This window comes from Streptosporangium sp. NPDC023963 (assembly GCF_040639135.1).
Lineage (GTDB): Bacteria > Actinomycetota > Actinomycetes > Streptosporangiales > Streptosporangiaceae > Streptosporangium.
The window spans coordinates 292369-319102 of record NZ_JBEZZK010000005.1 but is presented as its reverse complement, the minus strand read 5'-3'; the positions used below and the strand labels follow the sequence as shown (position 1 = coordinate 319102).

At 72.5% G+C, this 26734-nt stretch carries 26 protein-coding genes and 1 pseudogene; 11 read left to right on the top strand and 16 right to left on the bottom strand.

The features are described 5' to 3' along the window. Positions 1-76: 76 nt before the first annotated feature. Both rmuC and AB0F88_RS19105 read left to right on the top strand, forming a co-directional pair. On the top strand, positions 77-1381 hold the full coding sequence (gene rmuC, locus AB0F88_RS19110) for a DNA recombination protein RmuC (RefSeq protein ID WP_362685602.1): 1305 nt from the start codon (positions 77-79) through the stop codon (positions 1379-1381). 142 nt (positions 1382-1523) lie between these two features. Further along, positions 1524-2057, top strand: a complete 534-nt coding sequence (locus AB0F88_RS19105; protein ID WP_362685164.1) for a DUF6542 domain-containing protein — start codon at positions 1524-1526, stop codon at positions 2055-2057. A gap of 100 nt (positions 2058-2157) precedes the next feature. Here AB0F88_RS19105 and AB0F88_RS19100 read toward each other — a convergent pair whose 3' ends face one another. Then, entirely contained in the window at positions 2158-3126 is a 969-nt protein-coding gene (locus tag AB0F88_RS19100) for a 4-hydroxy-3-methylbut-2-enyl diphosphate reductase (protein ID WP_362685161.1), read from the bottom strand. Between the two features lie 112 nt (positions 3127-3238). On the opposite strand from AB0F88_RS19100, the gene AB0F88_RS19095 reads away from it, so the two are divergent. Beyond that, the gene (locus AB0F88_RS19095; RefSeq protein ID WP_362685158.1) at positions 3239-4855 is read left to right on the top strand and encodes a hypothetical protein; all 1617 of its coding nucleotides are present in this window, start codon (positions 3239-3241) and stop codon (positions 4853-4855) included. 27 nt (positions 4856-4882) lie between these two features. Further along, positions 4883-6091 (top strand): exodeoxyribonuclease VII large subunit, encoded by a 1209-nt coding sequence (gene xseA, locus AB0F88_RS19090; RefSeq protein ID WP_362685155.1) that lies wholly within the window; start codon positions 4883-4885, stop codon positions 6089-6091. Here the strand turns inward: xseA and AB0F88_RS19085 are convergent. Further along, the gene (locus AB0F88_RS19085) at positions 6069-6536 is read right to left on the bottom strand and encodes a GNAT family N-acetyltransferase (RefSeq protein WP_362685152.1); all 468 of its coding nucleotides are present in this window, start codon (positions 6534-6536) and stop codon (positions 6069-6071) included. The genes xseA and AB0F88_RS19085 overlap by 23 nt on opposite strands. A gap of 190 nt (positions 6537-6726) precedes the next feature. On the opposite strand from AB0F88_RS19085, the gene AB0F88_RS19080 reads away from it, so the two are divergent. Next, positions 6727-6957, top strand: coding sequence for an exodeoxyribonuclease VII small subunit (locus tag AB0F88_RS19080; protein ID WP_350971911.1), 231 nt, complete (start codon positions 6727-6729; stop codon positions 6955-6957). Between the two features lie 129 nt (positions 6958-7086). On the opposite strand, the pseudogene AB0F88_RS19075 reads toward AB0F88_RS19080, so the two are convergent. From AB0F88_RS19075 to AB0F88_RS19060, 4 genes and pseudogenes are all read right to left on the bottom strand, one after another. Continuing rightward, positions 7087-7698 (bottom strand): annotated as a pseudogene (locus AB0F88_RS19075) (FAD-dependent oxidoreductase); the annotation flags it as partial. 78 nt (positions 7699-7776) lie between these two features. Beyond that, positions 7777-8655: an RNA polymerase sigma-70 factor gene (locus AB0F88_RS19070; protein ID WP_362685149.1), complete on the bottom strand. Its 879-nt coding sequence runs from the start codon at positions 8653-8655 to the stop codon at positions 7777-7779. Between the two features lie 223 nt (positions 8656-8878). Then, positions 8879-9412: a DUF4245 domain-containing protein gene (locus AB0F88_RS19065; protein ID WP_362685146.1), complete on the bottom strand. Its 534-nt coding sequence runs from the start codon at positions 9410-9412 to the stop codon at positions 8879-8881. Positions 9413-9450: 38 nt separating this feature from the next. After that, complete coding sequence (locus AB0F88_RS19060; protein ID WP_362685143.1) at positions 9451-10056, bottom strand: TetR/AcrR family transcriptional regulator; 606 nt, start codon at positions 10054-10056, stop codon at positions 9451-9453. Between the two features lie 82 nt (positions 10057-10138). Here AB0F88_RS19060 and glpX point away from each other — a divergent pair, with 82 nt between their 5' ends. After that, complete coding sequence (glpX, locus tag AB0F88_RS19055) at positions 10139-11173, top strand: class II fructose-bisphosphatase (RefSeq protein WP_362685140.1); 1035 nt, start codon at positions 10139-10141, stop codon at positions 11171-11173. 117 nt (positions 11174-11290) lie between these two features. Here glpX and AB0F88_RS19050 read toward each other — a convergent pair whose 3' ends face one another. After that, a complete protein-coding gene (locus AB0F88_RS19050) occupies positions 11291-11893 on the bottom strand; it encodes a DUF1707 domain-containing protein (RefSeq protein WP_362685137.1) in 603 nt (200 codons plus the stop codon). 310 nt (positions 11894-12203) lie between these two features. On the opposite strand from AB0F88_RS19050, the gene AB0F88_RS19045 reads away from it, so the two are divergent. Next, positions 12204-13370: an MFS transporter gene (locus AB0F88_RS19045; protein WP_362685134.1), complete on the top strand. Its 1167-nt coding sequence runs from the start codon at positions 12204-12206 to the stop codon at positions 13368-13370. Positions 13371-13460: 90 nt separating this feature from the next. Here AB0F88_RS19045 and iolD read toward each other — a convergent pair whose 3' ends face one another. The 7 genes from iolD to AB0F88_RS19010 all read right to left on the bottom strand — a co-directional run bounded on the left by iolD (position 13461) and on the right by AB0F88_RS19010 (position 21765). Continuing rightward, on the bottom strand, positions 13461-15302 hold the full coding sequence (iolD, locus tag AB0F88_RS19040) for a 3D-(3,5/4)-trihydroxycyclohexane-1,2-dione acylhydrolase (decyclizing) (RefSeq protein ID WP_362685131.1): 1842 nt from the start codon (positions 15300-15302) through the stop codon (positions 13461-13463). 19 nt (positions 15303-15321) lie between these two features. Beyond that, entirely contained in the window at positions 15322-16140 is an 819-nt protein-coding gene (gene iolB / locus AB0F88_RS19035; RefSeq protein ID WP_362685128.1) for a 5-deoxy-glucuronate isomerase, read from the bottom strand. A gap of 79 nt (positions 16141-16219) precedes the next feature. After that, positions 16220-17104 (bottom strand): deoxyribose-phosphate aldolase, encoded by an 885-nt coding sequence (locus tag AB0F88_RS19030; RefSeq protein WP_362685125.1) that lies wholly within the window; start codon positions 17102-17104, stop codon positions 16220-16222. Next, complete coding sequence (iolC, locus tag AB0F88_RS19025) at positions 17101-18066, bottom strand: 5-dehydro-2-deoxygluconokinase (RefSeq protein ID WP_362685122.1); 966 nt, start codon at positions 18064-18066, stop codon at positions 17101-17103. The genes AB0F88_RS19030 and iolC overlap by 4 nt, the downstream gene beginning before the upstream one ends. After that, a complete protein-coding gene (locus AB0F88_RS19020; protein WP_362685119.1) occupies positions 18063-18977 on the bottom strand; it encodes a TIM barrel protein in 915 nt (304 codons plus the stop codon). The genes iolC and AB0F88_RS19020 overlap by 4 nt, the downstream gene beginning before the upstream one ends. A 128-nt stretch (positions 18978-19105) precedes the next feature. Further along, entirely contained in the window at positions 19106-20083 is a 978-nt protein-coding gene (locus AB0F88_RS19015; protein WP_362685116.1) for a Gfo/Idh/MocA family oxidoreductase, read from the bottom strand. Positions 20084-20226: 143 nt separating this feature from the next. After that, positions 20227-21765 carry a PLP-dependent aminotransferase family protein gene (locus AB0F88_RS19010; protein WP_362685113.1) on the bottom strand — a complete coding sequence of 513 codons (1539 nt, stop codon included), beginning with the start codon at positions 21763-21765 and terminating at the stop codon, positions 20227-20229. A 67-nt stretch (positions 21766-21832) separates the two neighbouring features. Between AB0F88_RS19010 and AB0F88_RS19005 the strand changes: the two genes are divergently transcribed. After that, positions 21833-22804 carry a DMT family transporter gene (locus AB0F88_RS19005; protein ID WP_362685110.1) on the top strand — a complete coding sequence of 324 codons (972 nt, stop codon included), beginning with the start codon at positions 21833-21835 and terminating at the stop codon, positions 22802-22804. Here the strand turns inward: AB0F88_RS19005 and AB0F88_RS19000 are convergent. After that, a complete protein-coding gene (locus AB0F88_RS19000; RefSeq protein ID WP_362685107.1) occupies positions 22710-23078 on the bottom strand; it encodes a hypothetical protein in 369 nt (122 codons plus the stop codon). The genes AB0F88_RS19005 and AB0F88_RS19000 overlap by 95 nt on opposite strands. Before the next feature lie 250 nt (positions 23079-23328). Between AB0F88_RS19000 and AB0F88_RS18995 the strand changes: the two genes are divergently transcribed. Continuing rightward, on the top strand, positions 23329-24981 hold the full coding sequence (locus tag AB0F88_RS18995) for a fumarate hydratase (RefSeq protein WP_362685104.1): 1653 nt from the start codon (positions 23329-23331) through the stop codon (positions 24979-24981). A 26-nt stretch (positions 24982-25007) separates the two neighbouring features. On the opposite strand, the gene AB0F88_RS18990 is transcribed toward AB0F88_RS18995, so the two are convergent. Next, positions 25008-25277 carry a hypothetical protein gene (locus AB0F88_RS18990; RefSeq protein ID WP_362685101.1) on the bottom strand — a complete coding sequence of 90 codons (270 nt, stop codon included), beginning with the start codon at positions 25275-25277 and terminating at the stop codon, positions 25008-25010. 12 nt (positions 25278-25289) lie between these two features. Between AB0F88_RS18990 and AB0F88_RS18985 the strand changes: the two genes are divergently transcribed. Both AB0F88_RS18985 and AB0F88_RS18980 read left to right on the top strand, forming a co-directional pair. Continuing rightward, positions 25290-25454 carry a Fe-Mn family superoxide dismutase gene (locus AB0F88_RS18985; RefSeq protein ID WP_362685098.1) on the top strand — a complete coding sequence of 55 codons (165 nt, stop codon included), beginning with the start codon at positions 25290-25292 and terminating at the stop codon, positions 25452-25454. A gap of 69 nt (positions 25455-25523) precedes the next feature. After that, a complete protein-coding gene (locus AB0F88_RS18980; protein WP_362685095.1) occupies positions 25524-26708 on the top strand; it encodes a serine/threonine-protein kinase in 1185 nt (394 codons plus the stop codon). The last annotated feature ends 26 nt before the right edge of the window (positions 26709-26734 follow it).

The following is a 26734-nucleotide window of genomic DNA, read 5'->3' as shown; positions in this document are numbered from 1 at the left end:
CGGAGCCGGTTCCGGTCCGGGAGCGTGTCGGCACGCCAGGAGCGGCCGAGCCTGGAATCATGCCGGGGTGGATGTCATGGCGCTCTCCTTCCAGCTCGCGGTGGGCCTCGCCGCGGGGCTCGCGATCGGGTTCCTGCTGGGCCGGGCGCGCGCCTCCTCGGGAGCCGCGGACGTCACGGCGCGCCTGGCCGACGCCGAGGCCCGCGCGAAGATCGCCGAAGAGAAGGTCGCCTACATCGAGGGGCAGCTCTCCGAACGGTTCCAGGCCCTGTCGAGCCGGGCGCTCGACGTCAACAACCTGCGGTTCCTGGAACTGGCGGAGACGAGGCTGGCCGCCAACCGGGCCGAGGCGGCCGGTGAGCTGGAGCAGCGCAAGCAGGCCGTCGAACACCTGATCGAGCCGCTGAAGGACACCCTGGCCCGTGTCGAGACGCAGCTGCGCGACACCCAGACGGGCCAGCGGGCCGCCCACGCCGAGCTGGCCAAGCACATCGACGTCGTCCGCGAGAGCAACGAGCAGCTCCGCGCCCAGACGAGCTCGCTGGTACGGGCCCTGCAGCGGCCCGAGGCCAGGGGCAGGTGGGGGGAGCTCCAGCTCCGCAGGGTCGCCGAGATCGCCGGGATGCAGCGGTTCTGCGACTTCGACGAGCAGGTGAGCGTCACCACGCCGGACGGTGTCCTGCGACCCGACATGATCGTGCGGCTGGCCGGCGGCAAGAACATCGTGGTCGACTCCAAGGTCTCGCTGTCCGCCTATCTGGAGGCCGCCGAGTCGGCCGATCCCGACCACCAGTCGGCCCGGCTCGACGCCCACGCCCGGCACGTGCGCGACCACGTCGACCGGCTCGCCTCCAAGCCCTACTGGCAGGCGTTCAGCCCGGCGCCGGAGTTCATGGTGCTGTTCATCCCCGGCGAGGCGTTCCTCGCCCCGGCCCTGGAACGCGACCCCGCCCTGCTGGAGTACGCCATGCGGCGCCGGGTTCACATCGCCACGCCCACCACGCTGATCACCATGCTCCGCACCGCGCAGTACGCCTGGCAGCAGGCCGCGCTCGGCGAGAACGCGCGGGCGATCTTCGAGGTCGGCAAGGAGCTGTACGAGCGGCTGAGCAGCATGGGGCGCAACGTCGACGCCCTGGGCCGCTCGCTGAGCCGGGCCGTGGAGTCGTACAACAGGACGGTCGGCTCGCTGGAGACCCGGGTGCTGGTGAGCGCCCGCAAGCTGAACGATCTGGGGCTGGTCGAGACCGACCTGGACACGCCGCAGGCGGTCGAGGACCTGCCGCGCGCCCTGACCTCGCCGGAACTGCTCGCGCAAGAGGAGCCAAGCTCACCTCTCGTATCCCGCCTGAACGGTAGGTTGGCCAACGACCTGCCCTAGAAACTGTTCCCTGAAAGCTCCGGCGGCCGGACACTGGAGACAGCGGGGTCGACGACGCGGGAGTCCGCGAGGGCCGGGCAGGGTCAAGGGGGCGAGTGGTGGACGAGCGAGGCGGCGTGCAGCCGGCCGGCGGGGTGATCGCATGAGTGAGCTTGACCGGGCCACGGGCATCCGGCTGACCGTCCGGGGCGCGCTGGCCTTCGTACTGGCGTCCACGCTGGTGGGCAGCGTGCTGCAGGCGCTGCTGGGAGTGGCGGCGCTGACGGGGGCGGCGTTCGTGGCCGGTTGCGTGGCCGCCGCGGCCCTCGTCAACCGCCGGGACCTGCTGTCGCTGGTGGTGTCCCCGCCCCTGGTCTTCTTCGTGACCACCGCGTTCATCGAGGCGGTCCGCTCCCTGTTCGCGGCCACCCCCGTCCAGGCCTTCGGCCTGGGCATGTACACGGCGTTGTCGCAGGGAGCCCCCTGGCTGTTCGGCGGCTCGTTCCTGGTGCTGGTCATCGCCTGGCGCCGCGGCCTGACCCGCTGCGTCCGCGAGCTGCGCGAGGAGCTCAAGGCGACCAAGGCCTCGGTCCCCCGCCCGAGGAGCGGCGGCGACGGCGGCGGCACCGCCTTCGCCCCCGAGCCCGAGGGATACTTCGAGCCCAAGGTGTACGGCACCCCGCGCGAGGGGCAGTAGCGGCCGGGCGTGAGGCCTCGCCGGTGAGGGCTCCCTCGGGTGACTGACGGGGTCTCCCGAGGGAGGCGCCTGATCGGAGCCGCGTGGTCCGGACCCGTGGTCAGACCGTGGCGCGCAGGTCCTTGCGCAGCTCGTGCGGGAGCGCGAAACGCACGCTCTCGTGGACGGACTCGACCTCCTCGACGTCCCCGAAACCGTTCCGCGCCAGGCGGGCCAGGACCTCGGCGACGAGCTCCTCGGGCACCGAGGCGCCGCTCGTCACGCCGACCGTGGTGACGCCGTCGAACCAGGCGTCGTCGATGAGCGAGGCGTCGTCGACCAGGTAGGAGGCGTCGGCCCCGTGGTCGAGGGCGACCTCGACCAGCCGCTTGGAGTTGGAGGAGTTCTCGGAACCGACGACGATGACCAGCTGGGCCTGGGCGGCGATCTCCTTGACCGCGACCTGGCGGTTCTGGGTGGCGTAGCAGATGTCGTCGCTCGGGGGGTCGATCAGGTTGGGGAAGCGCTCCTTGAGCCGGGAGACCGTCTCGGTCGTCTCGTCCACCGACAGCGTGGTCTGCGACAGCCAGACCAGCCGCTCGGGGTCCTTGACCCGCACGGTGTCGACCGAGTGCAGGCCGTCGACGAGCTGGACGTGGTCGGGCGCCTCGCCCGCGGTGCCCTCGACCTCCTCGTGGCCCTCGTGGCCGATGAGGAGGATGTCGTAGTCCTGGGAGGCGAAGCGCTTGGCCTCGTTGTGCACCTTGGTCACCAGGGGGCAGGTGGCGTCGATCGTCTTGAGGCTGCGCAGGGCGGCCTCCTGGTGGACCGCCGGGGAGACCCCGTGGGCGGAGAAGACGACGATGGCGCCCTCGGGCACCTCCTCGGTCTCCTCGACGAAGATCGCCCCGCGCTGCTCCAGCGTCTTGACCACGTGGGTGTTGTGAACGATCTGCTTACGAACGTAGATCGGGGCGCCGTACTGCTCCAGCGCCTTCTCCACGGCCTGCACCGCACGATCAACCCCCGCGCAGTAACCACGGGGCTTCGCCACTAGTACGCGTCGGGTCGCGGGGGTGTCTGAAGTCATGCTCTTATGCTACGTGGACACGCCCGCGAGACAGCCCATACGTCCCACAGGTTCATGCGGCACAAGTCTTGCCACACTAGCCTTCTCGATACAGACCTCCCAGGGAGACGATATGTCAGTCCCCGACATGATCCGCAATGTCACACAAAAGGCAAAAGACCTGCCGCTGCACATGTTGCAGAGCGCGCTGAGCGGGGTCGGCCAGGCCCTGCTCCTGGGCGACCGCGTCCGGAACAGGTTCAAGGGCACCTCCGGCCAGGGCGAGACCGACGAGCCCTTCGGGACGACCGGCGACAGGCCCGCGGAGACCGGTGAGAAGACCAAGGACCAGGCGGGGGAGCCCACCCGCCGCGAGCCCGTCATCTTCGCGCCGCGTCCGGAGAAGGCCGCCGGCAGGCCCGCCGCCGAGAGCAACGGGACCAGGACCGCCCCCGACCCGGTCATCTTCAGCCCCACCAAGCCCGACACCGCGACGCCCTCCGCTCCCGAGGTCAAGGCTTCCGAGGTCAGGGCCGAGGAGGCCGTCGACGCCCCGGCCACCGCCGGAACCACCGACGCGCCCACCGCCCCGAAGGCCGAGGCCGCCGCGGCGAAGCCCGCCGAGGCCACCGCCGCGGAGGCTCCCGCCGCCGCGGAGACGGAAGCCCCGGTCGTCGCGGAGACCCCGGCCGCCACGAAGGCCGAGGCCGCGCAGGCAGCCGCCGCCCCGGAGGCGAAGGCCACGGAGACCCCCGCCACCGCCGAGGCCGCCGAAGCCGCCGAAGCCAAGGCCGCGGAGGCCCCGGCCGCCGAGCCCACCAAGCCCGCCGAGCTCGAGGTCACCGAGAGCGCCGCCACGAAGACCACGAAGGTCACGAAGGCCACGGAGACCACGGAGACCACCGCCCCCGAGGCACCCGCCGCCGAGGCCAAGGCTCCCGCCAGGAAGCCCAGGACCACCCGGGCCAAGGCTCCCGTCGCGAAGCCCGAGACCGCGGAGCCCCAGGCCGCCGAGGCGAGCGCGGTCGCCGAGACCCCCGCCAAAAAGCCCAGGGCCACCCGGGCCAAGGCCAAGGCTCCGGCCACCGAGGCCGCCGCGTCCGAGACCGTGGACTCCAAGGCCGTGAATTCCAAGGCCGTGAGTTCCAAGGCCGCGGGGTCGAAGGCCGGGAAGTCCGAGGCCACGCAGTCCGAGAGCATCGCGCCCGAGGCCGCCCAGACCGCTCCGAAGGCCAAGGCGACCAGGACCCGCAAGACCACCAAGGCCGCCCCCGCGGAGACCGTGGCCGAGAACACCGAGAACACCGAGAACACCGAGAACACCGAGAACGCCGAGAACGCCGAGAACGCCGCCGAGAGCGCGGAGAGCGGCGCCCTGACGAGCAGCACGGCGAACGCCCCCGCGGAGGCCGTGCTCGAGACCCCCTCGGCGGTGAAGGTCGAGGTGACGAAGGTCGAGACCGCGAAGCCCGAGACCGCGGACGCCGCGGTGGTCGAGGTGACGCAGACCAGGGCCGCGGCCTCCGAGGCGGTCGGCGCGGCCGGTTCCCCCACGGCGACGACCGGCACGCCCGCCGAGCCGCTGCCCGGTTACGCGGAGTTGACGGTCGCGTCCCTGCGGGCGCGGATGCGCGGCAGGACGGCCGGGCAGATCCTGGAACTGATCACCTACGAGCGGGCCACCACCAACCGCGAGACCGTCGTGCGGATGTACGAGAACCGCCTGGCCAAGCTGGAGACCGCGGAATAGTCACGTCCGGCGCGTAGGCTCCCGGCCATGAGCTCGAAGACCACCCCTGAGCAGCCCCTCCCGGTTCGCACGGTGTTGCAGATGGTCGGCGGCTGGATCGGCAAGCTCGGCACCGTCTGGGTCGAGGGGCAGATCACCGAGCTGACCGCCCGCGGCGGCACGGTGTTCCTGACGTTGCGCGACCCGGTGGCCAACGTGTCGGCCCGGGTCACCTGTCCGCGGGGCGTGTACGAGGCGACCCTCCCCCGGCCGGTGGACGGCGCGAGGATCGTGGCCCACCTGAAGCCCGACTTCTGGGTCAACAAGGGTTCCTTCGCGTTCACCGCGCTGGAGTTGCGGCCGGTCGGGGTCGGCGAGCTGCTGGCGCGGCTGGAGCGGCTGCGCCAGCTGCTCGCGTCCGAAGGACTCTTCGGTGTCGACAGGAAGCGGCGGCTGCCGTTCCTGCCGGGCACGGTCGGGCTGATCTGCGGTCGTGACTCGGCCGCCGAGCGCGACGTGCTGGAGAACTCGCGGCGCCGCTGGCCCGCCGTGCGGTTCAAGGTCGAGCCGGTGGCCGTGCAGGGGCCGTACGCGGTCGGCGAGGTCACCGAGGCGCTGCGCAAGTTCGACGCGGACGGCGAGGTCGACGTCATCGTGGTCGCGCGCGGCGGCGGGTCGATGGAGGACCTGCTGCCCTTCTCGGACGAGTCCCTCGTCCGGGCGGTCGCGGCGTGCCGCACGCCCGTGGTCAGCGCGATCGGTCACGAGCAGGACAATCCGCTGCTCGACCTCGTCGCCGACGTGCGCGCGTCCACGCCGACGGACGCGGCGAAGAAGGTCGTGCCGGACGTCGGCGAGCAGATGACGCTGATCCGCCAGCTCCGCGACCGGGGCCGCAGGGTGGCGGGCGGCTGGCTCGACCGTGAGACGGCCTGGCTGGCGGCGGCCCGCTCCCGGCCCTCTCTCGCCGACCCGGTGCGCGAGGTCGAACGCAGGGCCGAGCAGGCCGAGCAGCTCAGGGACCGGGCGAGACGCTCCCTCACCGCCTCCCTGGACCGCGCCCAGGACTCGCTGGAGCACCTGCGCGCCCGCCTGGTCTCGCTGTCCCCCGCCGCCACGCTGGAGCGCGGCTACGCGATCGTGCAGCGTCCCTCGGGCGATGTCGTACGTCTCGCGAGCGAGGTCTCCCCCGGTGACGAGCTGACGGTGCGCTTCCCCGACGACCGGGTGACGGTCAGGAGCGAGACCGCCACGTGAGCGAGGGGTAGCCGTCGTCGACGAAGCCGAACTGCCGGTAGAGGGGCTCGGCGTCGGAGGTCGCGTGCAGGTCGACCCTGTGGACCCCGCTGTCTCGGTACCAGTCCAGGAGGGCTCCCATGATCGCCCGGCCGTGACCCCGGCGCCGGTGCCGGGGGTCGGTGGCCATGCCCTGGACGTAGCCGTAGCGGCCGTCGGGCAGGGAGGGGCCGGGAAAGCGCTGGAAGATGAGGCCGATCCCGCAGGCCGCCAGTCCTCCGGGGGCGTCCACCACGTAGACGGCCGTGTCGGAACTGCCCAGCCGCTCCTCGAGGCTCTCCGCGTAGGCTCCCTGCCACTCCTCGTCGATCGGGTAGGTGCCGTCCTGGGCCATCCGGTCGGCCAGGACCTCACGGAGACGCACCAGCTCGGGGATGTCCTGCGGGGTCGCGTCGCGAACGTTCACCCGGGAATTGTCCCAGCCGTACGCCGCGGTTGAGCAGCCGGGGAGGCGCCGGTGGACCACCCGTGGCGGGGCCGCGGGCGGTACGGCGAGGGGCCGCCGGTCTGACCTCACCGGTGAGAGCGCGCCGGGACCACGCCGGGCGGACGGTCACGGGCTGAAGATCTCCGGGACACGACCTAAGGTGGGGTGCGTGGCCGATGAGAAGACACCGTCGTACGAGCAGGCGCGCGAGGAGCTGACCGAGGTGGTCCGCAGCCTCGAGGCGGGCGGGCTCACCCTGGAACAGTCGATCGAGCTCTGGGAGCGCGGCGAGAGGCTGGCCGCGGTCTGCGAGGAGTGGCTCCAGGGGGCCAGGGTGAAGCTCGCGGCGGCCATGGCGCAGCGGCGGCAGCCCGATCCCGCCGGAGACGCCCCCTTCTGAGCGGCCCGGTCCGAGCGCGGCCGCACCACCGGTCCCCTCGTGTTCGGCGTCGTCGGAGGCGTTGTCGGCCGGGTGCCGGCCGGTTGCCGTCCGCCTTCTGTCCGGCCGCGTCGGCGGCCGCGTTTTGGCGACCCTGGCGTGCTCCCACACCTGGACGCCGAGGCGACCCAGAGCGCGGTGCAGGTAGTCACGGCCCTGCTCGGACAGCTCCTGGCCCAGCGCTCCGCCGGTGACCAGCCGTACCGTGCGGTCGGGGTAGGTCTCGGCCAGCGCGGCGGCCGTCTCCAGACCGGTCGGTCCGGCGCCGATCACGGCGACCGTGTCGGCGGTGCGCATCCGGTCGCGCAGCCGCTCGGCCTGCTCCCCGCCGGCGACGGTGTAGGCGTGCTCGGCCACCCCGGGGACGGTGTCCAGGTCGGCGCGGCTGCCCAGCGCGTACACCAGCAGGTCGTAGCCGACCGGCTCGGCGCCACCGGCCAGTTCCACCCGCCTGCCCTCCGTGTCGACGCGCGTGACCCGGTCGACGATCAGCCGGACGCCGGTGCCCTCGAACAGCCCGCGCAGTGGCATGTGGCGCACCCTCCGGCCGGAGGCGAGCTGGTGGTTGCGCATCCGCTCCACGAACCGGTCACGGTCGTTGACGATCGTGACGTTCGCGCCGGTGCGCCTGGCGAGCAGCTTTGCGGTCGTGACGCCGGTGTATCCGGCGCCCAGGACCGCGATGTTCGGTGTCGTCGTCATGAGCGTTCTCCATCCGTCGTTCGACGCTGGATGAACGGGATACGGCGGCGATTCGTGACACCTCGACCCGATAAATGACTACATCTTTTGCTTCGCGATGAAGGCGAGCTTGTCTGGGTTGGCGATGGTACGGAGGGCGATGACGCGGTCGCCGTCGAACTCGAGGGCGGTGACTCCGGACAACCGGCCGTCCAGGTACACCATGAGGGCGAGCTCCCCGTTCACCACCTCCGGTACGAGGCGGATGCGCTGCGCGTACTCGGCGAGGACGCGCAGGTAACGCAGGACCTGCTCCCGGCCGACCAGCGGACGCCGCACCGCTCGCGCCTTGCCGCCACCGTCGGCCCAGGCGACGACGTCCTCGGCCAGCATCCGCTCCAGCGCCGGCACGTCGCCGGCCAGCGTGGCCTCCAAGAACCGCTCCAGGAGTTTCCGGTGCTGCCCGGGCGGGGCGGTGAACCGCGTGCGCGCCTCGGCGACATGCCGCTGCGCCCGGCGGTACAGCTGCCGTGCGTGCGGCTCGCTCACCTCCAGGATCTCCGCGACCTCGCGGTGGCTGTGACCGAACGCCTCACGCAGCACGAACACCGCCCGCTCCGGCGGGGTGAGCCGCTCCAGCAGCACCAGCATCCCCAGCGACAGCGACTCCCGCTGCTCCACCGTCTCCAGCGGGCCGAGCGCGCCGCCGCCGGTGACGACCGGCTCGGGCAGCCACGTCCCGACATAGCGCTCCCGTCGCGCCCGCGCCGAGGTGAGCCGGTCCAGGCACAGGTTGGTGACCACCTTGGTCAGCCACGCCTCCGGCGAGACCGCCGTGTCGCCGCGCTCCCAGCGCAGGTAGGCGTCCTGCACCACGTCCTCGGCCCCTGAGGCCTCCCCGAGCAGCCGGTAGGCCACCCCGAACAGGCGCCCGCGGTTGGCCTCGAACCGCTCCAGCCGCTCCTCGGTCACGCCCATGACCGGCTCCCGCCCGCGCGTGGCGGGATCCGGGCCGCCATGGCCGGGCCCGCGCTCCGGCCGCGCGTGTCGGGGGTGAAGGACATCACGGACGCACTTCCGCTCGGCTCCCGCAAAGATCGGACACCCGATCAGCGTAACCGCCGGTCGGGTCGCCCTCTTTTTCCCCGCCCCCGCACGGGTCCGGGGTGAGCGCGATCCCCGACCTTCGGGGAAACGGGCCTCAGGAGGTGACTTTCGGCTGCTGCTTGAGGGATCCGGCCAGGGCGGACAGCTCGTCCCACGGGGCGGTGCCGGTGACGACGATCGTGACGTCCGGCAGGAGCCGGACGAGGGAACGCTGGTTCTTGTCCTCGCGGACGCGCTGCTCCCAGGTCACACCGTTGATCTGGACGGTGCCGGTGACCGTGGAGGTGTTGGAGAGCCGGTTGGCGAACCCGGCCGCGGGCTTCTCGTTGCTCTGGGCGAGCATCGCGTGGAAGCGCTTCGCGGTGGCGAAGCCGAGCCTCCAGGTCGTGACGCCGTTGACGTTCGTGTTCCGGGAGCTGTTCGGGACCCATCCGGCGGCGACGGGCTCGGGTGCCCACACCTGGAAGGGCGCCGTGCGGCGCAGGTCGGCCAGGGCGATCGAGTAGTCGACCCTGGGGATGTGCTCGGTTCTGCTCTGCGGCGTGACCAGCAGGAACAGGCCGACGGCGCCCAGGCAGACCGCCATTGCGAACACGTAGCCGTAGAAGCCCTGAGTGAACTTTTGCACGACTGTCGACACTATCCGTTCGGGAGGGCGGTCCGGCCTCAGGGGCGGCGGATCTGGGCGATGATGGTCAGCACGTCCTCGACCAGGACCCGGGAGGCGTCCTCGTCGTCGGACAGGGCGACCTCGGAGACCGCGGCGGCGAGCGCGCCGGTGAGGACCACGACCAGTGCTCCCTCGTCGCCCTCGAACAGGGCCGCGTTGCGCTTGGCCCACTGCCGGAGCCGGTCGCGCATGATGAGCTCGAACCCCGGAGGCCCGTCCCCGCGCAGGAACAGCGCGGAGATCTCCCGCTCGGTCAGGCAGCCCTCCAGGTAGGCGCGGGCCCCGGCGATGAACAGCCGCATCGGGTCGCTCTCACCGTCGGCCCTGGAGTCCTGGACCGCCTGCTTGGTCCGCTGGGTCTGACGGGTCTGGAACTCCTCGAAAAGGGTGAGATAGAGGTCGGCTTTTCCGGAGAAATGATGGTAAAGACTTCCGACACTCGCTCCCGCGCGGGCGACCACGTCGGTGACCCCGGTCTCGGCGAAACCGCTCGTGACGAAGATCTCCCTCGCGGCGGACAGGAGCGCGACGCGCGTGGCGGCACCTCGCTCGGAGGTCCGCGCACCCACGCCTTTCACCAGTCGTTCCGTGTCGCTGCTCATGGTGGGCACATTATCCTCCGCCGACCGGTCAGAGGGGTGCCAACTACGATCGTTGCATTGACCACGAGAGGGGTTTCCCACCATGTCCGATGAGACGTCCGTTCCCGACGCCCTCGCCGCGGGAGAACACGCACCCGATCGCAACCTCGCTCTGGAACTGGTCCGGGTCACGGAGGCGGCCGCGATGGCCGGTGCCCGCTGGGTCGGGCGGGGTGACAAGAACGGCGCCGACGGCGCCGCGGTGAACGCCATGCGCCAGCTGATCAACACGGTGTCCATGAGCGGCGTGGTGGTGATCGGCGAGGGTGAGAAGGACAACGCGCCGATGCTCTACAACGGCGAGCACGTGGGCGACGGCAGCGGCGCGGCGTGCGACGTGGCCGTGGACCCGATCGACGGCACCCGGCTCACCGCGCTCGGCATGCCCAACGGCATCTCGGTGATCGCGGTCAGCGAGCGCGGCTCGATGTACGACCCGTCGGCCGTCTTCTACATGGACAAGCTGGTCACCGGCCCCGAGGCCGCCTCGTCGGTCGACATCAACGCCCCGGTGGCCGACAACATCGCCGCGGTGGCCCGCGCCAAGGGCGGCGAGCCCTCGGACGTGACCGTGGTCGTCCTCGACCGGCCCCGCCACGAAAAGATCATCCGTGAGATCCGGGAGACCGGCGCCCGGATCAGGCTCATCACCGACGGCGACGTGGCCGGTGCGATCATGGCGGCCCGGGTGGGCACGGGCGTCGACCTGATGCTCGGCATCGGCGGCACCCCGGAGGGCATCATCGCCGCGTGCGCGCTCAAGTGCCTGGGCGGCGTCATCCAGGGCAGGCTCTGGCCGCAGGACGACGCCGAGCGCCGCAGGGCGCTGGACGCGGGTCTCGACCTCGACGCCACGCTGAGCACCGACGACCTGGTCAGGTCCGACGACGTGTTCTTCGCGGCCACCGGGATCACCGACGGCGAGCTGATGCAGGGCGTCCGCTACCGCGCGGGCCGGGCCATCACCAACTCCCTGGTCATGCGCGGCCGTTCGGGGACGATACGGAAGATCGAGAGCGAGCACCAGCTCTGGAAGCTGCGGGCCTACAGCGCGATCAACTTCGACAGCGCCAGCTGAGCGGCGGCACCGGAGCCCGGACCAGAGCCGGCACCGGCGCCGGCCGGGGAACGGCCCCGGGCGGGGGTTCTCGGCGAAGAGCCCTCGCCGGGGGATCGGTGACGCCGGGAAACGGCGTCAGCGGCGGAACCAGGAGCGGCGAGGACGCTTGGGAGACTTGGCCACGATGCTCCCGAGCGTGACGACACCGGTGATCTCGATGACCGGCCCGTCGGGCGAGGCCGGGACCTGGTTCTTCTTCCCGCCCATGAACGCCGAGGCGGGCATCTCGATCCGCACGCCCTCGGGGACGATCAGGGTGAGGGTGCCGCCCATCACGGTGACGTGCAGGGTCACGTGGCTGGACTGGAGCAGCGCGTCACACAGGTCGAGCTTGACGTTGGCGCAGATCGCGGTGGCCGTGAACCGGGTCGGCACGACCCAGCGGCCCGAGCGCTCCTCGGAGCCGAAGAACGCCGTCACCGGGCGGACGTCGGTGCGGAGCGGCTGCGCCTCGGGCGGCAGCAGGTCGGCGGTGAGCGCGGAGAGCTCTCCCAGCGTGCGGGCGCGGTAGAGGGCCTCGGTGCGCTCGTCGTGCTCCTCGTGGTCGAGGCGCCCGTCGGCGAGCGCGTCGCCCAGCACGGCGGCCACCCTCTCGCGGTCGGTGTCCCCGGCCCTCAGATCGGCGGGGCGTGGCTCGGGGGCGTAACGGCGGACGGCGGGGGGACGGGGACTCTCCACCCCTCGACCATAATCCCTGCCGGGGCTCCGGCAGCGACGAGAGAGCGCCGGCGTGCCCCGGAAGGCCGTGCCCGCGGCACCGCGGGCCCTTTCACCGGCGGGATTTCCGGTCGCCCCGATCCCCGGCACAGCGGACTTCGGCCCCTCACCTTCGAGCGCCCCGTCCGGTTCCCCCGGCCCCCGGCAGCGTCGGTCGCCTACCGGTCACCTGCCGGTTCCACCGGCAGGTGACCGGCCATTGACCCCCGGGTGACCCGCCCATAACCTGACGGGAACTTGAATCCCCCTCACGTTCCCCCCGGAGGTCGTCATGCCGACCCCACGTGACCGGCAGGCGCGCGTGGCGACCTGGGCGGCCTTCTTCGTCCAGGGCCTCTGCCTCGCCACCCTGCTCACCCATGTGGTCGACCTCCAGCACAAGTTCGCGCTCAGCGACGGCGACCTCAACCTGGTCCTGCTGCTCGTACCGGTGATCGCCGGGGTCGGCAGCGCGGTCGCGGGCCCCCTGGCGAGCCGGTACGGCAGCGCCCCGGTCCTGCGGATCTCCCAGGTCGGCGTCTGCACCGCGGTGATCCTGTCCGGCTGGAACGACCAGCTCATCGGCCTCTACGCGCTCAGCGCGATGTTCGGCCTGTTCCTCGGCGCGGTGGACGCGGCGATGAACATGCAGGCGGTCGCGGTCGAGCGCCGGTACGGCATGAGCGTGCTGACCGGCTTCCACGCCGTGTGGAGCGTCGGCTCGATGCTGGGGGCCGGGTTCACCTCCGCCTTCAGCGAGCTCGGCGTGGAACTGCGCTGGTCCTTCTCCGTCCCGGTGCTGATCGGCGCGCTGATCTCGGTGATCGTGCTTCCCCGCCTCTACGGGCGGGAGGAGGAGAGGTCCGCCGAGCGGGCCGCGCCCGCGGCGGTCAAGGTGCCGTGGCGGCCGATCATCCCGCTCTGCCTGGCGATGGCGTTCCTGTACGTCGGCGACGCGGCGGTCTCCAGCTACAGCACGGTCTACATGGAGAAGGCGCTGGCGGCGAGCGGCTGGCTGGTGCCGTTCGCCTACCTCGTCTACCAGGCGACCATGCTCCTGGCCCGGGTCCCCGGCGATCTCGCCGTCCGCAGGTACGGGCCCGCGCCGGTGGTCCGGGCGGGCGCGGTGATCGCGGCCGTGGGCACGCTGGGGGTCGTCGTGGCGCCCGGCGTCGCGGTGGCGGTCGTGTCGTTCGGCCTGATCGGCGTCGGCCTGTCCGTCATCGCCCCGCAGTCGTTCTCGGCCGCGGGCCGGTTGGGTGCCGGGGCGGAGACCGCGATCGCGCGGGTCAACATGTTCAACTACGTCGGCGTCCTCGTCGGCGTCGCCGTGGTCGGGACGCTCAACGACACGGTGGACATCCGGGTGGCCTTCGTGCCCGCCGCCGTCCTGGTGGTACTGATCGTGTTCCTCGCCAGGGGCTTCCAGCCGGACCCGGAACCAGCCGCACGGCCGTGACCCCCGTGACCCCGGGGACCCCGGGGACCCCGGGGACCCCGCGGGTGCCGGAACCCGCCGCACGGCCACGGCCCCGGTCGCGGGAGGACCTCACAGGTAGGTGCGCTGGTCCCGTTTGGCCTGCTCGTAGGCGGCGCGGGCCCGCCGCGCCTCCGGCAGCCCCGACACCTCCGCCACCGGGACGTCCCACCAGGCCGTGGTCTGCGGAGCGGGACCCGGCACCGTCTCGACGTACACGACGGTGGTGCCGACGGCCTCCCTCGCCTTGGTGAGCGCCACCCGCAGGGACTCGGGGCCGTCGGCGCGGATCACGTCGGCGCCCAGGCTGGCCGCGTTGGCGGCCAGGTCGACCGGGAGCAGGGCCCCGTCCAGCGCGCCCCCGGCCCCGCGCATCCGGTAGGCGGTGCCCAGGCGCCCCGCGCCGACCGCCTCCGACAGCCCGCCGATGGAGGCGAAGCCCCGGTTGTCGACGAGCACGACGACGAGCTTGACGCCCTCCTGCACGGCGGTGGCGATCTCCTGGGCCATCATCAGGTAGGACCCGTCGCCGACCAGCACGAACACCTCGCGCTCGGGCGCGGCCAGCTTCACCCCGAGCCCTCCGGCGATCTCGTAGCCCATGCAGGAGTAGCCGTACTCGACGTGGTAGGACTTCGGGTCGCTCGCGCGCCACAGCTTGTGCAGGTCGCCGGGCATCGACCCGGCCGCGTTGACCACCACGTCCGAGGGCCGGGCCACCTCGTTGACCATGCCGAGCACCACCGGCTGGGTCAGCGCGTCCCCGGTCGTCAGCAGGGAGACCTGCTCCTGCCACTCGTGGGTCAGGCGCGTCGCCCTGGCGGTCCAGCCGAGGTCGGCGCTCCAGTCGCCGAGATCCAGGGCGCGCAGTGCCTCGCGGGCGTCGGCGACGAGCATCTCGCCGGAGTGCTTGGCGGCGTCGAAGGCCGCGACGTTGACGTTGAGGAACGCGGCCTCGCCGAACAGGGTGCGGGAGGCGGTGGTGAAGTCGGTGTAGCGGGTGCCGACCCCGATGACCAGGTCGGCGTCGCGGGCCAGGTCGTTGGCGGCGGCGGTGCCGGTGTGCCCGATCGCGCCGACCGCGCAGGGGTGGTCGTACGGCAGCGTCCCCTTGCCCGCCTGGGTCTCCCCCACCGGGACGCCGTGGTCGGCGGCGAACGCGGCCAGCGTCTCCCACGCCTCGCTGTAGACCACCCCGCCCCCCGCCACGATCAACGGCCGCCGCGACCGCCTGACCAGCTCGGCCGCCCGCGCCAGCGCGGCGGGTTCGGGGACGGGACGCGCCACGTGCCACACCCGGCGGGCGAACAGCTCCTCCGGCCAGTCGTACGCCTCCGTCTGCACGTCCTGCGGCAGCGCCAGGGTGACCGCGCCCGTCTCGGCCGGGTCGGCCAGCACCCGCATCGCGGCCGGAAGGGCCGCGAGGAGCTGCTCGGGCCGGTTGATCCTGTCGAAGAACCGGGAGACGGGACGCAGCGCGTCGTTGACGGTCACGTCGGGGAAGCGGGGGTCCTCCAGCTGCTGCAGGACCGGGTCGGCGGCGCGGGTGGCGAAGACGTCGCCGGGCAGCAGCAGCACCGGGATCCGGTTGATCGTGGCCAGCGCCGCCCCGGTGACCATGTTGGTGGCGCCGGGGCCGATCGAGGAGGTGCAGGCGAAGGCGGACAGCCGGTTGCGGGCCCGCGCGTAGCCGACGGCGGTGTGCACCATGGCCTGCTCGTTGCGCGCCAGGTAGTACGGGAGGTCGCCGTCCGTACCCGCCCCCCGCTCGGCCAGGGCCTGCCCGATCCCGGCGACGTTGCCGTGGCCGAAGATGCCCAGGCATCCGGCCACCAGCCGGTGTTCCACTCCGTCGCGCTCCGACCACTGGTTCGCGAGGAACCGCAGGAGCGCCTGTGCCACGGTGAGTCTCATCGCAACCCCTCAGAGGGCCTTACAAGGCCTTTGTCATCGGAAGCCTCGGGTCGATCGGCTGCTGTGCCCACGAGGCGCGGATCCAGGCGTGCCGGGGGTCGTCGCAGAAGGCCATCGACCGCTCGGGCGCGGGCCCGGCCAGCACGTTCAGGTAGTAGAGGTCGTAGCCGGGGGCCGCCATCGACGGGCCGTGGTAGCCGCTGGGCACGAGCACCACGTCTCCGGCGGCCACCTCGGCCAGGGTGTCGTGGGTGCCGTACACCCGCTGGTAGCCGGGGCCGCCCTCGAAGTAGTAGATCTCCTCCAGCACGGCCTCGTGCTCGGAGGCCGTGTCGTGCTTGTGCGGCGGGTACGACGACCAGTTGCCGCCGGGGGTCAGCACCTCCACCGCGACGAGTTTGTCGCAGTCGAAGGCGTCGGGGGCGCAGAAGTTGTTGACCTGGCGGCTGGCCGACCCCGTCCCGCGCACCTCGACGGGGACCGCCCGCGCGGGGCCGTACCGTACGGGAAGACGTCTGGTCGCGCGGGCGGCGGGGAGGGCGAAGCGGCCCTCGCCGGTGATCCGCGCGGTCGCGCCGACGGGCAGGTACGCGAAGTCGGTGACCGCGTGGAAGACCGAGGTCCTGCCGTCCAGCGTGAGCCGCTCCCCGTCGCACTCGACCACGCACGTGCCCGACAGCGGCAGGACCAGCATCTCCTCGTCACCGGTGCCGAACTCCACACCCTCGCCGGACAGGCAGAGCACGCGGAGCCCCGCGTACGTCCACCCGGCCGCCTCCGGGGTGATCGACAGCGCCCACGGCGCCAGCGCGGTGCTTCCCGCGGGGATGAAGGTCATGGCCGCTCCCCGCCGTCGCCGCCCCGATCCGGTCTCCCGTGCGTGCCCTCGCCGTCGCGGTTCCGGCCCGGTCTCCCGTTCATGTCACCTCCAGCATCGCCGCGGCGGTGTCGACGGCCGCGGCCACGTCGTCATCGGAGGGATACAGCAACGCGCGGCCCACCACCAGACCCCGCACGCCGGGAAGTCGCAGAGCCTCGCGCCAGGCCGCGTAGGTGAGCTCCGGCGCGCCGCCCGGATCGCCCCCCAGGAGCAGCGTCGGCAGCGTGGTGGCCCGCATCACCCGTTCCATGCCGTCCACGACCGGGATCTTGAGCCAGGTGTACGCGGAGGTCGCGCCGAGCCCCTGGGCGACGTGCATGGACCGGATGACCCCCTCGGGCGACAGGTCGTGGGTGATCGCGCCGTCCCCCGCCCGCCGGGACCAGAACGGCTCGACCATCGCGACCAGGCCGTGCGAGGCCAGCTCGGTGACGGCCCGGCCGCACGATTCCAGGGTGCGGGCGGTGGTGGGGTCGTCCATGCCGATCCGGCAGAGCATCTTGCCGCCGTCCAGACCCATCCGGACGATCGAGGAGGTGTCGTAGGCGGTGAAGCGGTCGTCGAACTCGAAGGCCGACCCGTGCAGGCCGCCCCGGTTCATCGACCCGATCACGACCTTGCCCTCCAGCGCGCCGAGCAGCAGGAGGTCCTCGACGATGTCGGGGGTGCCGAGCACGCCGTCCACGCCGGGCCTGGCCAGCGCCACGCACAGCCGGTCCAGCAGCTCAACGCGGCTCTCCATCGCCCCGGGACGGCCTCCGACGCCGACGACCCCCCTGGCCGTGTGGTCGGCGGCGATGATCAGGAGCCGGTCGCGTTCCTCCAGCGGCCCTCCGCGCCGCCGCGCCCGCGCCGCCTCGGCGATCCGCCCGGGAAACCGCGCCCGCGTGTCGATGAGCGCCCGGTGCTCCTGCTCGTTCATGCGCCTCCCGCCTCCGCCCGACCGCCACCGCTCGCGCCGAGCACGTCCATCACCTCGTCGATCCGTGGCATGGCCGGGGCGCAGGCCAGCCGTCCCGCGACGATGGACCCGGCCGCGTTGGCGAACCGCAGCGTGGTCTCCAGGGGCCAGCGTTCGAGGAGACCGTGGCAGAGGGCACCGCCGAAGGCGTCTCCCGCGCCGAGACCGTTGACCACCTCCACCGGCACCGGCGGCACCTCCACCGTCTCGCCCGCGGTCATGCCGAGCACCCCGCCCGCCCCCCGCTTCACGATCGCGAGCTCGACGCCCGCCGCCAGCAGCGCCGCGGCCGCATCGTGCGGCTCGCGGGTGCCGGTCGCCACCTCGGCCTCGTCCTGGTTCCCCACCGCCACCGTGACGTGGCGCAGGGCCTCGTGCACCTGCTCGCGGGCCTCCTCCGCGCCGGACCAGAACATCGGGCGGTAGTCGAGGTCCAGCACGGTGTGCGGCACGCGTCCCCTGGCCCGCCAGGCCGCGAGGTGCGCGCTCCGGGAGGGCTCCTGGGACAGCCCGGTGACGGTCGCCCAGAACAGCCGGGCTCCCGCGACGGCCTCCAGATCCAGCTCCTCGGGGAAGATCTCCAGGTCGGGGGCCTTGGGGAAGCGGTAGAAGTAGAGGGGGAAGTCGTCCGGCGGCCGGATCTCGCAGAACGTCACCGGGGTGGGCAGGTGCGCGACCGGGGTGACGTAGCCGTCGTCGACCCCGTACTCGCGCAGCGCGTCGTGCACGAAGAGCCCGAACGGGTCGTCCCCGGTCCTGGTGATCACCGCGCTGGAGCGGCCCAGCCGGGCGGCGGCCACGGCCACGTTGGTGGGGCTGCCGCCCAGATACTTGCCGAAGGTCTCGACCTCGCGCAGCGACACCCCCACCTGCAGCGGGTAGATGTCGACCCCGGCCCGCCCCATGGCCAGCACCTCGATCATGCGCGTCCCCCGCCGGGCGGCTCACCGGGGGACACCCCGCCGATCCCGGCCGCACCGCCGCCCCCGCCGCCTCCGGACGGCCCGGTCTCGTCGCCGGTGAGCTTCCTCAGGTACGCCAGGCTCTCGCGGACGTTCTCCTTGGGGTCGCCGGAACCCCCGGGAGCACCGGGAGCGCCGGGAGCGCCGGGGTCGCCGTCGGCGGGACCGAGCACGACGTCCTGCTCCAGGACGTACCAGCCGTCGTACCCGGCCCCGGTCAGGCCGCCGACGATGGCGGGGAGGTCCACGTCGCCCCGGCCCAGCGGGCGGTAGAGGCCGTCCTTCACCGCCCGGGTGTAGGTCAGCTCGCCCGCCCTGACCCGCCCGGCCATGGCGGCGTCCACGTCCTTGAGGTGGACGTGCGCGATCCGCTCCGCGGCGTGGGAGACCAGCTCCGCGGGGTCGGTGCCGCCCGCGAGGAGGTGGCCGGTGTCGAGGCAGAGCGGCATCGCGCTGCCGTCGAGCACCCGCTGGACCTCCTCCCGGTTCTCCACCACGGTCCCGATGTGCGGGTGCAGGGTGACGGTCCTGCCGAACTCCTTGGCGTTCTTCAAAATCCGGCGCAGGTTGCCCATGAGGATCTTCCAGGCGGCCGCGTCCAGCTCCGGCCTGGCGTCGTAGCTCTCACCTCCGGTGGAGGCGGCCAGCACGACCATGTCCACCTCGCCGTCCATGAAGGCGCGCATCGCGGCCCGGACGACCGGGAGCGGGTCGTGGTCGGCCTCGTGCAGGACGACGGGGACGAACCCGCCCACCGCCCGCAGCCCGTACTCCGCGAGGAGGGAGCGGCAGCGCGTCGGCGAGGGCGGCAGGAACCCCTCGGGGCCGAGCTCGGTGGCCGTCAGGCCCAGCTCCCTCATCTCCGCGAGCACCTGGGAACGATCCAGTTGCCGCCCCCAGCCGGGGACCTCGCAGACCCCCCAGGAAATGGGCGCGCCGGCCGTTCGCACCGGACCGCCTCCGCCGGCGGAGCCGGTCTCTCTCACCGGGTCGCCTCTTCTCACACGATCACCTCCGTGACGCGCACCGGGCGCCCCTCGCGCCGGGAGAGCTCCGCGGCCTCGGCGAGATAGAGCGCCGCGAGGGCGTCCTCGACAGTGCAGGGACTCTCCGTCTCCCCTCGCGCCGCGCGGAGAAACGCGTCGAGCTCGGCGACGTAGGCGGATTCGAACCTGGCCGCGAAGTCGGGCCAGGGCTCGCCCGGCGGCTGCAGGCCCTCGGCACTGGTCAGCGGCACGCGCGGGTCGAGGCCGACCGCCCAGGTCCGCAGGGTGCCCGCCAGCTCCATCCGCACGTCGTACCCGGCGCCGTTGTACCGCGACCCCTGAAGGGTGACGAGCGTGCCGTCGTCCATGGTGAGCAGCGCGGCGCTGTTGTCGACGTCCCCCGCCTCGGCGAAGAACGCCTCGCCCCGGTTGGCGCCGGTCGCGTAGACGGTGTCGGCCTCCCCGCCGGTGACCCAGCGCAGGATGTCGAAGTCGTGGATGTGGCAGTCGCGGTAGATGCCGCCCGACAGCGGGATGTATCCGGGGTCGGGCGGGTGGGGGTCGGCGCTCACCATGTGCACCCGGTACAGCGTGCCCAGCTCGCCGCCGGCCAGCGCCCTCCTCGCCGCGGCGTACCCGGCGTCGAAGCGCCGCTGGAAACCGATGTGCACGACCGTGCCGCTCCGCCTGGCCGCGTCGAGCACCCGGAGGGTGTCCCGTACGCCGGCCGCCACCGGTTTCTCGCAGAACGCCGGCACCCCCTCGGCGCAGGCGCGCATCAGCAGCTCGGCGTGGGTCGCCGTGGGAGTGGCGATGACCACCGCGTCGCTGTCGAACGCGTCCCCCACCCGGGCACCCAGCCTGGCGGCCACCTCCGCCGCCCGCCCGCCGTCCGCGTCGCTCACCACCAGCTCGCCGACCCCGGGATGCGCCGCCAGGGTCGCGGCGTGGAACGCCCCGATCCTGCCGAGTCCCAGTAGTCCAACACGCATCGTGCCTCCGAGGAAGAAAGCGGTCGATCTCCAGTTCTAAGCGACGAGTCAGAAGCCGTCAAGAATTTGTCAGGACATCCAGACGATCCATCGGGCCGTATCTGAAGCTCCGACGTGAACGTGTTCGCAGGTGGGAGGCCTGCTCACGGTGCGGGGCGACGGCGCAGGGCGTCCGCGAAGGCGCGGATCGTCGCGTCGGCGCGGCGGGCGGGCAGGCGGGCGAAGCCCATCACCAGCGCGGGCGGGCCCGGGGCGTGCCGCATCGGGCCCACCGGCTCGACCGCGAGCCCGCAGTCCTGGGCCGTCTCCGCCACCGCCGCCTCGTCCCACCCGTACGGCAGCTCGGCGAGCAGGTGGAGCCCGGCGGAGACGCCCCACACCGTGATCTCGGGAAGGTGCTCGCCGAGCGCCAGCGCGAAGGCGTCGCGGCGGGCGCGGTACTCCCGGCGCATCCTTCTCAGGTGCCGGTCGTAGCCGCCGGTCGTGACGAAGTCGGCCAGGACGTACTGCTCCAGGACGGGCGAGCCCAGGTCCAGCTCTCCGCGGGCCCGCCGCAGCGACCCGGCGATCTCGGGCGGCGCGGCCACCCAGCCCAGGCGGAGCCCAGGGGCCAGGGACTTGCTGACGCTCCCGATCAGGATCACCCGGTCGGGGGCGAGGCCCTGCAGGCAGCCCACCGGGTCGCGGTCGAAGCGGAACTCCGCGTCGTAGTCGTCCTCCAGGATCGCCGCTCCGGTCGCGGCGGACCACTCGATCAGCTCGGCGCGGCGGCGGGGCGAGAGCACGACGCCCGTCGGGTACTGGTGCGCGGGGGTGAGCAGCACCGCGCGCGCCCCGGTCGCGGCCAGGGCCCCGACGTCGACGCCCTCGCCGTCCACCGGGACGGCGACCAGGTCCGCGCCCGCGGCGTGCAGCAGCGGGAGCTGGCGTCCCCCGGCCGGGTCCTCGACCGCCAGCCGGATCCGGCCGGGGGGCGGCGCCGGACGCGAGGCCCGCCGGACGAACCAGCCCAGGTCGTGGGGCGAGGGACCCTGGGGAAGCCTCCCCGCGAGCGCCTGGATCGTGAGGCTGACGCCCTGGGCCACCCCGCCCACGATCACCAGGTTGTCCGGGCTCACGTCGGCCGCCCTCACCCTCCTGAGGTAGGCGGCCAGCTCCTCGCGCAGCGCCGGGACGCCGCCGGGATCGCCGTAGTCCAGGGCCTCGGCGGGCAGCGCGGCGAGCGTCCTGCGCATCGAGGCCAGCCACCGCTCCCTGGGGAACGCCCCCAGGTCGGGCGCGGTGGAGCGGCGCCCGTGGTACGGCTCGCGATCCCCTTCCGCGCCGCGGGCCTCCGCGGGCCGGGACCCGGCGCGCGGCGGACCCTCCGGCGTCCGGGAAGGGCCGTCAGGACCGGCGGGGTGCTCGGGAGGGACGGGGAGGGCGGCGGGACGGCCCGCGGCGGGGGCCACGACGGTTCCCGCCCCGATCCGGGAGATCAGGAACCCCTCGGCGACGAGCTGCTCGTACGCCTCGACCACCACGCCTCGGGAGAGGCCGAGATCCCTGGCCAGCTCGCGGCTGGCGGGCAGCCTGACCCCCGCGGCCAGCCGCCCGCGGCGTACCGCCTCGCGGAGCTCGCGGGCGATCTGGGCGGCGACGCCGCCCGCCGCCCGGTCGACGACGAGGTGCAGATCGGCCAATTGGTCCTCTGTTCCGCTGCCGTATTGGACCCGACAGGGGTGCCATTGACTTCCTAGCATTCCGCACATGAACGTGGATGTCAGCATCACCCGCCCCGCCGCCCGCCCTGCCGTCCCGCGGGAGTCGCGCGGCCTGGTCCAGGCCGCGACGGCGATGTTCCTGGTGGGCACCCTGGCGGCGGTCGCCGGGGTGATCGGGGACTACCCGGTCTACGGCGGCCAGGCTCTGCGCCACCTGCTGGCGGCCGCGGCCCTGCTCACCGTCGCCCGGGTCGCGGGGCTGCGGTTCGTGCGGCTCACGGCCCGCGAGACGGCGCTGCTGGCGACGCTCTCCCTGACGGGACTGGTGATCTTCAACGTGTGCGTGGTCGAGGCCACCCGGCACGGCGGCCCGGCCCTGGTCGGGACCGTCCTCGGCACCGTGCCGCTGGCGCTGGCCCTGCTCGGCGGGCGCCCCTCGCCCCCGCTCCTCGGGGCGGCGGCGCTGGTCGCCGCCGGGGCGACGGTGGCCGCGGGGCTGGGCACCGGCGACCTGCCCGGGCTGCTTTGGTCGCTGGGCGCGCTGGGCTGCGAGCTCTGCTTCTCCCTGCTGGCCATCCCGCTGCTGCCGAAGCTGGGCGCGGTGCGCGTCTCGGCGTACTCGGTGACGCTGGCCGTGCCGATGCTGGTGGTCGCCGGCCTGCTCGCGGACGGCACCGCGATGTTCCGCGTGCCGACCGTCTCCGAGGCGGCGGGCCTGGGCTACCAGGCGCTGATCGTGACGACCGTGGCGTTCTTCCTCTGGTACGACGCCCTGCCCCGGCTCGGCCCGGGAAGGGCGGGGCTGTTCGCCGGGCTGATCCCGGTGGGCGCCATCGTCACCGGCGCCGTCCTCGGCCTGGGCACGCCGACGGTGCCCGACCTGCTCGGCGCCGCGCTCGTGGTCACCGGCATCGTCGTCGGCCTCAGCTCAGCGGGCTCACCCGCTGCGGGGGCACCTCGGCCGGCTGAGGCGGAGCGAGCCGCTGCCGGGGGATCTCGACCCGCTGGGGCAGGCTGATCTGCCGCGCGGACTCACCGGCCCGCCGCAGGGGCAGGGTCACCTGCTGCGAGGGCAGGCCTGCCCTCCCCGAGGCGACCTTCAGCCGCTGCCGGGAGAGGGTCAGCGGGGGCTCCGGCCAGCTCACCGGCCACTGGGGGGTACGGCCGTTGGATTCCTTGATGCTCGTCAGCGTGATGGCTATGAGTGACACGCCGAGGCCGGCCACCACGAAGATGGCCACGATCGCCAGCAGGACGATGTTTCCGGCCAGGACGGCGTTTCCGATGTTCATGGTGTCCCCCAGCTTCCGCCGGACGCTCGGCCCGGCTCCTCTCACCTTTCCCTGTACATTCGGACATATGTGCCCAAAAGACGCATAACCCACTAATGCTTGTCCCAAATATGCTGATTTAGCGTTATATGTCCGCCCGCTGGTGCGCGGCTCGGGGGAGGGAGTCCGCCGCACCGACCGCGAGGACGGAGCGTGAACGCGAGGCCGTACCCTCTAGGGAAAACAGCGCCCGCACGGAGGATCGACGACGATGCCCGAGTTCGACTACACCGACCTGCTTCCCATGGGACCGGACGAGACGGAGTACCGTCTGATCACCGCCGAGGGGGTACGGGTCGTCGAGGCCGCGGGCCGCAGGTTCCTGGAGGTCGAGCCCGAGGCGCTGCGGCTCCTCACCGAGAACGCGATCCATGACATCTCCCACTACCTGCGGTCGTCCCACCTCGCCCAGCTCCGCAAGATCATCGAGGACCCCGAGTCGAGCGGGAACGACCGCTTCGTCGCCCTCGACCTGCTGAAGAACGCGTCGATCTCGGCGGGCGGCGTGCTTCCGATGTGCCAGGACACCGGCACCGCGATCGTGATGGGCAAGCGCGGCCGCCACGTGCTCACCGACGGTGCCGACGCCGAGCACATCTCCCGCGGGGTCTACGACGCCTACACCCGGCTGAACCTGCGCTACTCCCAGATGGCCCCCCTCACCATGTGGGAGGAGAAGAACACCGGCTCCAACCTCCCCGCGCAGATCGAGCTCTACGCCGAGGACCCGGGCGGCCACCCCGACGAGTACAAGCTGCTGTTCATGGCCAAGGGCGGCGGCAGCGCCAACAAGTCGTTCCTGTACCAGGAGACGAAGGCGGTGCTCAACGAGAAGCGGATGCTCCAGTTCCTGGAGGAGAAGATCCGCTCCCTCGGGACCGCCGCCTGCCCGCCGTACCACCTGGCGATCGTCGTCGGCGGCACGTCCGCCGAGTTCGCCCTGAAGACCGCCAAGTACGCCAGCGCCCGCTACCTGGACTCCATTCCCACCGAGGGCTCCCCCTCGGGCCACGGCTTCCGCGACACCGAGCTGGAGGCCAAGGTCTTCGAGCTCACCCAGAAGCTCGGCATCGGCGCGCAGTTCGGCGGCAAGTACTTCTGCCACGACGTCCGCGTCATCCGCCTCCCCCGCCACGGCGCCTCCTGCCCCGTCGCCATCGCGGTCTCCTGCAGCGCCGACCGCCAGGCCCTGGCGAAGATCACCCCCGAGGGGGTCTTCCTGGAGCAGCTGGAGACCGACCCGGCGAGGTTCCTGCCGGAGACCACGGACGACCACCTCTCCGACGACGTCGTCAAGATCGACCTCAACCGCCCGATGCCGGAGATCCTCGCCGAGCTGACCAGATACCCGGTCAAGACCCGCCTGTCGCTGACCGGGCCGCTGGTGGTCGCCCGCGACATCGCGCACGCCAAGATCGGCGAGCTGCTGGACGCGGGCGGCGAGATGCCGGAATACCTCAAGAACCATGCGGTCTACTACGCCGGGCCCGCCAAGACCCCCGAGGGCTACGCCTCGGGCTCCTTCGGTCCCACCACCGCCGGGCGGATGGACTCCTACGTCGAACGCTTCCAGGCGGCCGGAGGCTCCAAGGTCATGCTCGCCAAGGGCAACCGCTCCAAGCAGGTCACCGACGCGTGCCAGGCCCACGGCGGCTTCTACCTCGGCTCCATCGGCGGCCCCGCCGCCCGCCTCGCCCAGGACTGCATCAAGAAGGTGGAGGTCCTGGAATACCCCGAGCTGGGCATGGAGGCCGTCTGGAAGATCGAGGTCGAGGACTTCCCCGCCTTCATCGTCGTGGACGACAAGGGCGAGGACTTCTTCACCGACTCCACCGGCCCCGTCCTGACCATCGGCCGCCGCTGATCGTCCCCTGGCGGGGCGCCGCCCCTTCAGGATCCGCCGTACAGGCGCCCGAGGTCGACGAGTTCGACGTCGGAGCGCCGTGCGGCGGTGTGCGCGAGGTCGGCGGTGAAGCCCGACCGGGAGAACAGCAGGAGCTTGGGCGGCGCGGTGACCTTCGCGCCGGGAAGCAGCACCCGCAGGTGTTCGAGGCGCTGGAGCTCGGCGAGGGAGACGGGTGTGGTCGTGCCCCGTCTTGAACAGGCCTCCCCGATCGCGACGATCCTGTCGGCGGCGAACGGAGCCGTCTCGGTAACCACGATGTCCAGTTCGTGGCCCTGCCGGTGCTCCTTGCAGGGGATCTGCGTGGGCCGGACGGCCGCTATTACCTCCAGTACCGCGACGTACGGCCCGATTATGGAGAGAAGCTGTGGAGCCTGGTCGATTGGTCAGATGTCACGCAACGTTTCTCAACAGTCACGAGCGCGAAAATCTGACCCAAGTTGGCAAGAAGATTCGGCCCGGTCTCTACTGGTCGCATTACGCAAATCGGTAAGCTGCACCACATGCGTGCGCCGCCCGGATACCTTCTCGCAGCGCGCTACCGGCTGTCGGAGCCGGTGGGGCGCGGTGGCATGGGCACCGTCTGGCGAGCACACGACGAGTTGCTCAACCGCGAGGTGGCCGTCAAGGAGGTCCGCCTCCCCCTGGTCCTCGACGAGGAGCTCCGTGCCGAGCTGTGCGCCAGGACCGAGCGCGAGGGACGCGCGACCGCGATGGTCGCCCATCCCTCCGTCATCACCGTCTTCGACGTCGTCACCGAGGACGAGCGCCCCTGGATCGTGATGGAGCTGCTCCGCGCCCGATCGCTGGAGCAGCTCCTCCAGGACCACGGACCGCTGCCGCCGCGCCAGGTGGCCGAGATCGGCCGGCAGGTCCTGGGGGCGCTGCGCGCCGTGCACGCCAAGGGGATCCTCCACCGCGACGTGAAGCCGAGCAACGTCCTGGTGACCGACGACCGGGCCGTGCTCACCGACTTCGGCCTGGCCGCGCTCGAAGGCGACGTGTCGATCACCCAGGCGGGCATCGTGCTGGGTTCCGCCGGATACATCGCCCCCGAGCGCGTGCTGGGGGCCAAGGCCAGCCCGTCCGGCGACCTGTGGTCGCTCGGCGCGACCCTCTACACCGCCGTCGAGGGCCGGGGCCTGCACGGGCGCCGTACGGCGGCGGCCGCGCTCGCCGCGCTGACCAGTGGCGAGCCGATCCCCATGGAGCGGGCCGGACCGCTCACGCCGGTGCTGCGCGGCCTCCTGACGATCGACCCGAACTCCCGGCTCGAGGCGGGACGGGCCTCGATGATGCTCGCCAGGGTGGCGGCCGGCGGGATGGCCGAGGAGTCCTTCCCCAGGCCCCCCGGGCGGCCCGACGGCAGGCCGTCCGCGGGCGGGTCCGACGGGGCGTCGGCTCCGCCGTTCAGCCGCCGCTCGCAGCACCGCGGGCTGCACCGGGTCGGCTCCGCGCCACCCCCGGCGCCGCGGCCCTCCTCGCCCGGATCGCCCCCGCCGCCGTCGGGTCCCGCGTCGGGGCCGACACCCCAGCTTCGCTCGCACCGGCGTCCCGGCGAGGGCGTCCACCGGAAGCCGATGGAGATTTCGCCAACCTATCGCCCAATTGTCCGTTTTATGACACCCTTCATAAGGTTGGTCCTCCCGCGTCTTCTCTGGCCGAGGGAACTCCGTAAGCGCGGGTAAAGCGCTTCTCAAGGTGGAATGGCTAT

Excerpts from the sequence above, each read along its gene's own strand:
- iolB (WP_362685128.1), bottom strand. The coding sequence starts at position 16,140 with ATGACCTTCATCCCCGCGGGAAGCACCGCGCTGGCGCCGTGGGCGCTG.
- glpX (WP_362685140.1), top strand. The coding sequence starts at position 10,139 with ATGTCCGATGAGACGTCCGTTCCCGACGCCCTCGCCGCGGGAGAACAC.
- AB0F88_RS19030 (WP_362685125.1), bottom strand. The coding sequence starts at position 17,104 with ATGAACGAGCAGGAGCACCGGGCGCTCATCGACACGCGGGCGCGGTTT.
- iolD (WP_362685131.1), bottom strand. The coding sequence starts at position 15,302 with ATGAGACTCACCGTGGCACAGGCGCTCCTGCGGTTCCTCGCGAACCAG.
- xseA (WP_362685155.1), top strand. The coding sequence starts at position 4,883 with ATGAGCTCGAAGACCACCCCTGAGCAGCCCCTCCCGGTTCGCACGGTG.
- AB0F88_RS19070 (WP_362685149.1), bottom strand. The coding sequence starts at position 8,655 with ATGGGCGTGACCGAGGAGCGGCTGGAGCGGTTCGAGGCCAACCGCGGG.
- AB0F88_RS19005 (WP_362685110.1), top strand. The coding sequence starts at position 21,833 with ATGAACGTGGATGTCAGCATCACCCGCCCCGCCGCCCGCCCTGCCGTC.
- AB0F88_RS19000 (WP_362685107.1), bottom strand. The coding sequence starts at position 23,078 with ATGAACATCGGAAACGCCGTCCTGGCCGGAAACATCGTCCTGCTGGCG.
- AB0F88_RS18995 (WP_362685104.1), top strand. The coding sequence starts at position 23,329 with ATGCCCGAGTTCGACTACACCGACCTGCTTCCCATGGGACCGGACGAG.
- AB0F88_RS19045 (WP_362685134.1), top strand. The coding sequence starts at position 12,204 with ATGCCGACCCCACGTGACCGGCAGGCGCGCGTGGCGACCTGGGCGGCC.
- AB0F88_RS19095 (WP_362685158.1), top strand. The coding sequence starts at position 3,239 with ATGTCAGTCCCCGACATGATCCGCAATGTCACACAAAAGGCAAAAGAC.
- AB0F88_RS19060 (WP_362685143.1), bottom strand. The coding sequence starts at position 10,056 with ATGAGCAGCGACACGGAACGACTGGTGAAAGGCGTGGGTGCGCGGACC.
- rmuC (WP_362685602.1), top strand. The coding sequence starts at position 77 with ATGGCGCTCTCCTTCCAGCTCGCGGTGGGCCTCGCCGCGGGGCTCGCG.
- AB0F88_RS19100 (WP_362685161.1), bottom strand. The coding sequence starts at position 3,126 with ATGACTTCAGACACCCCCGCGACCCGACGCGTACTAGTGGCGAAGCCC.
- AB0F88_RS19015 (WP_362685116.1), bottom strand. The coding sequence starts at position 20,083 with ATGCGTGTTGGACTACTGGGACTCGGCAGGATCGGGGCGTTCCACGCC.
- AB0F88_RS19105 (WP_362685164.1), top strand. The coding sequence starts at position 1,524 with ATGAGTGAGCTTGACCGGGCCACGGGCATCCGGCTGACCGTCCGGGGC.
- iolC (WP_362685122.1), bottom strand. The coding sequence starts at position 18,066 with ATGATCGAGGTGCTGGCCATGGGGCGGGCCGGGGTCGACATCTACCCG.
- AB0F88_RS18980 (WP_362685095.1), top strand. The coding sequence starts at position 25,524 with ATGCGTGCGCCGCCCGGATACCTTCTCGCAGCGCGCTACCGGCTGTCG.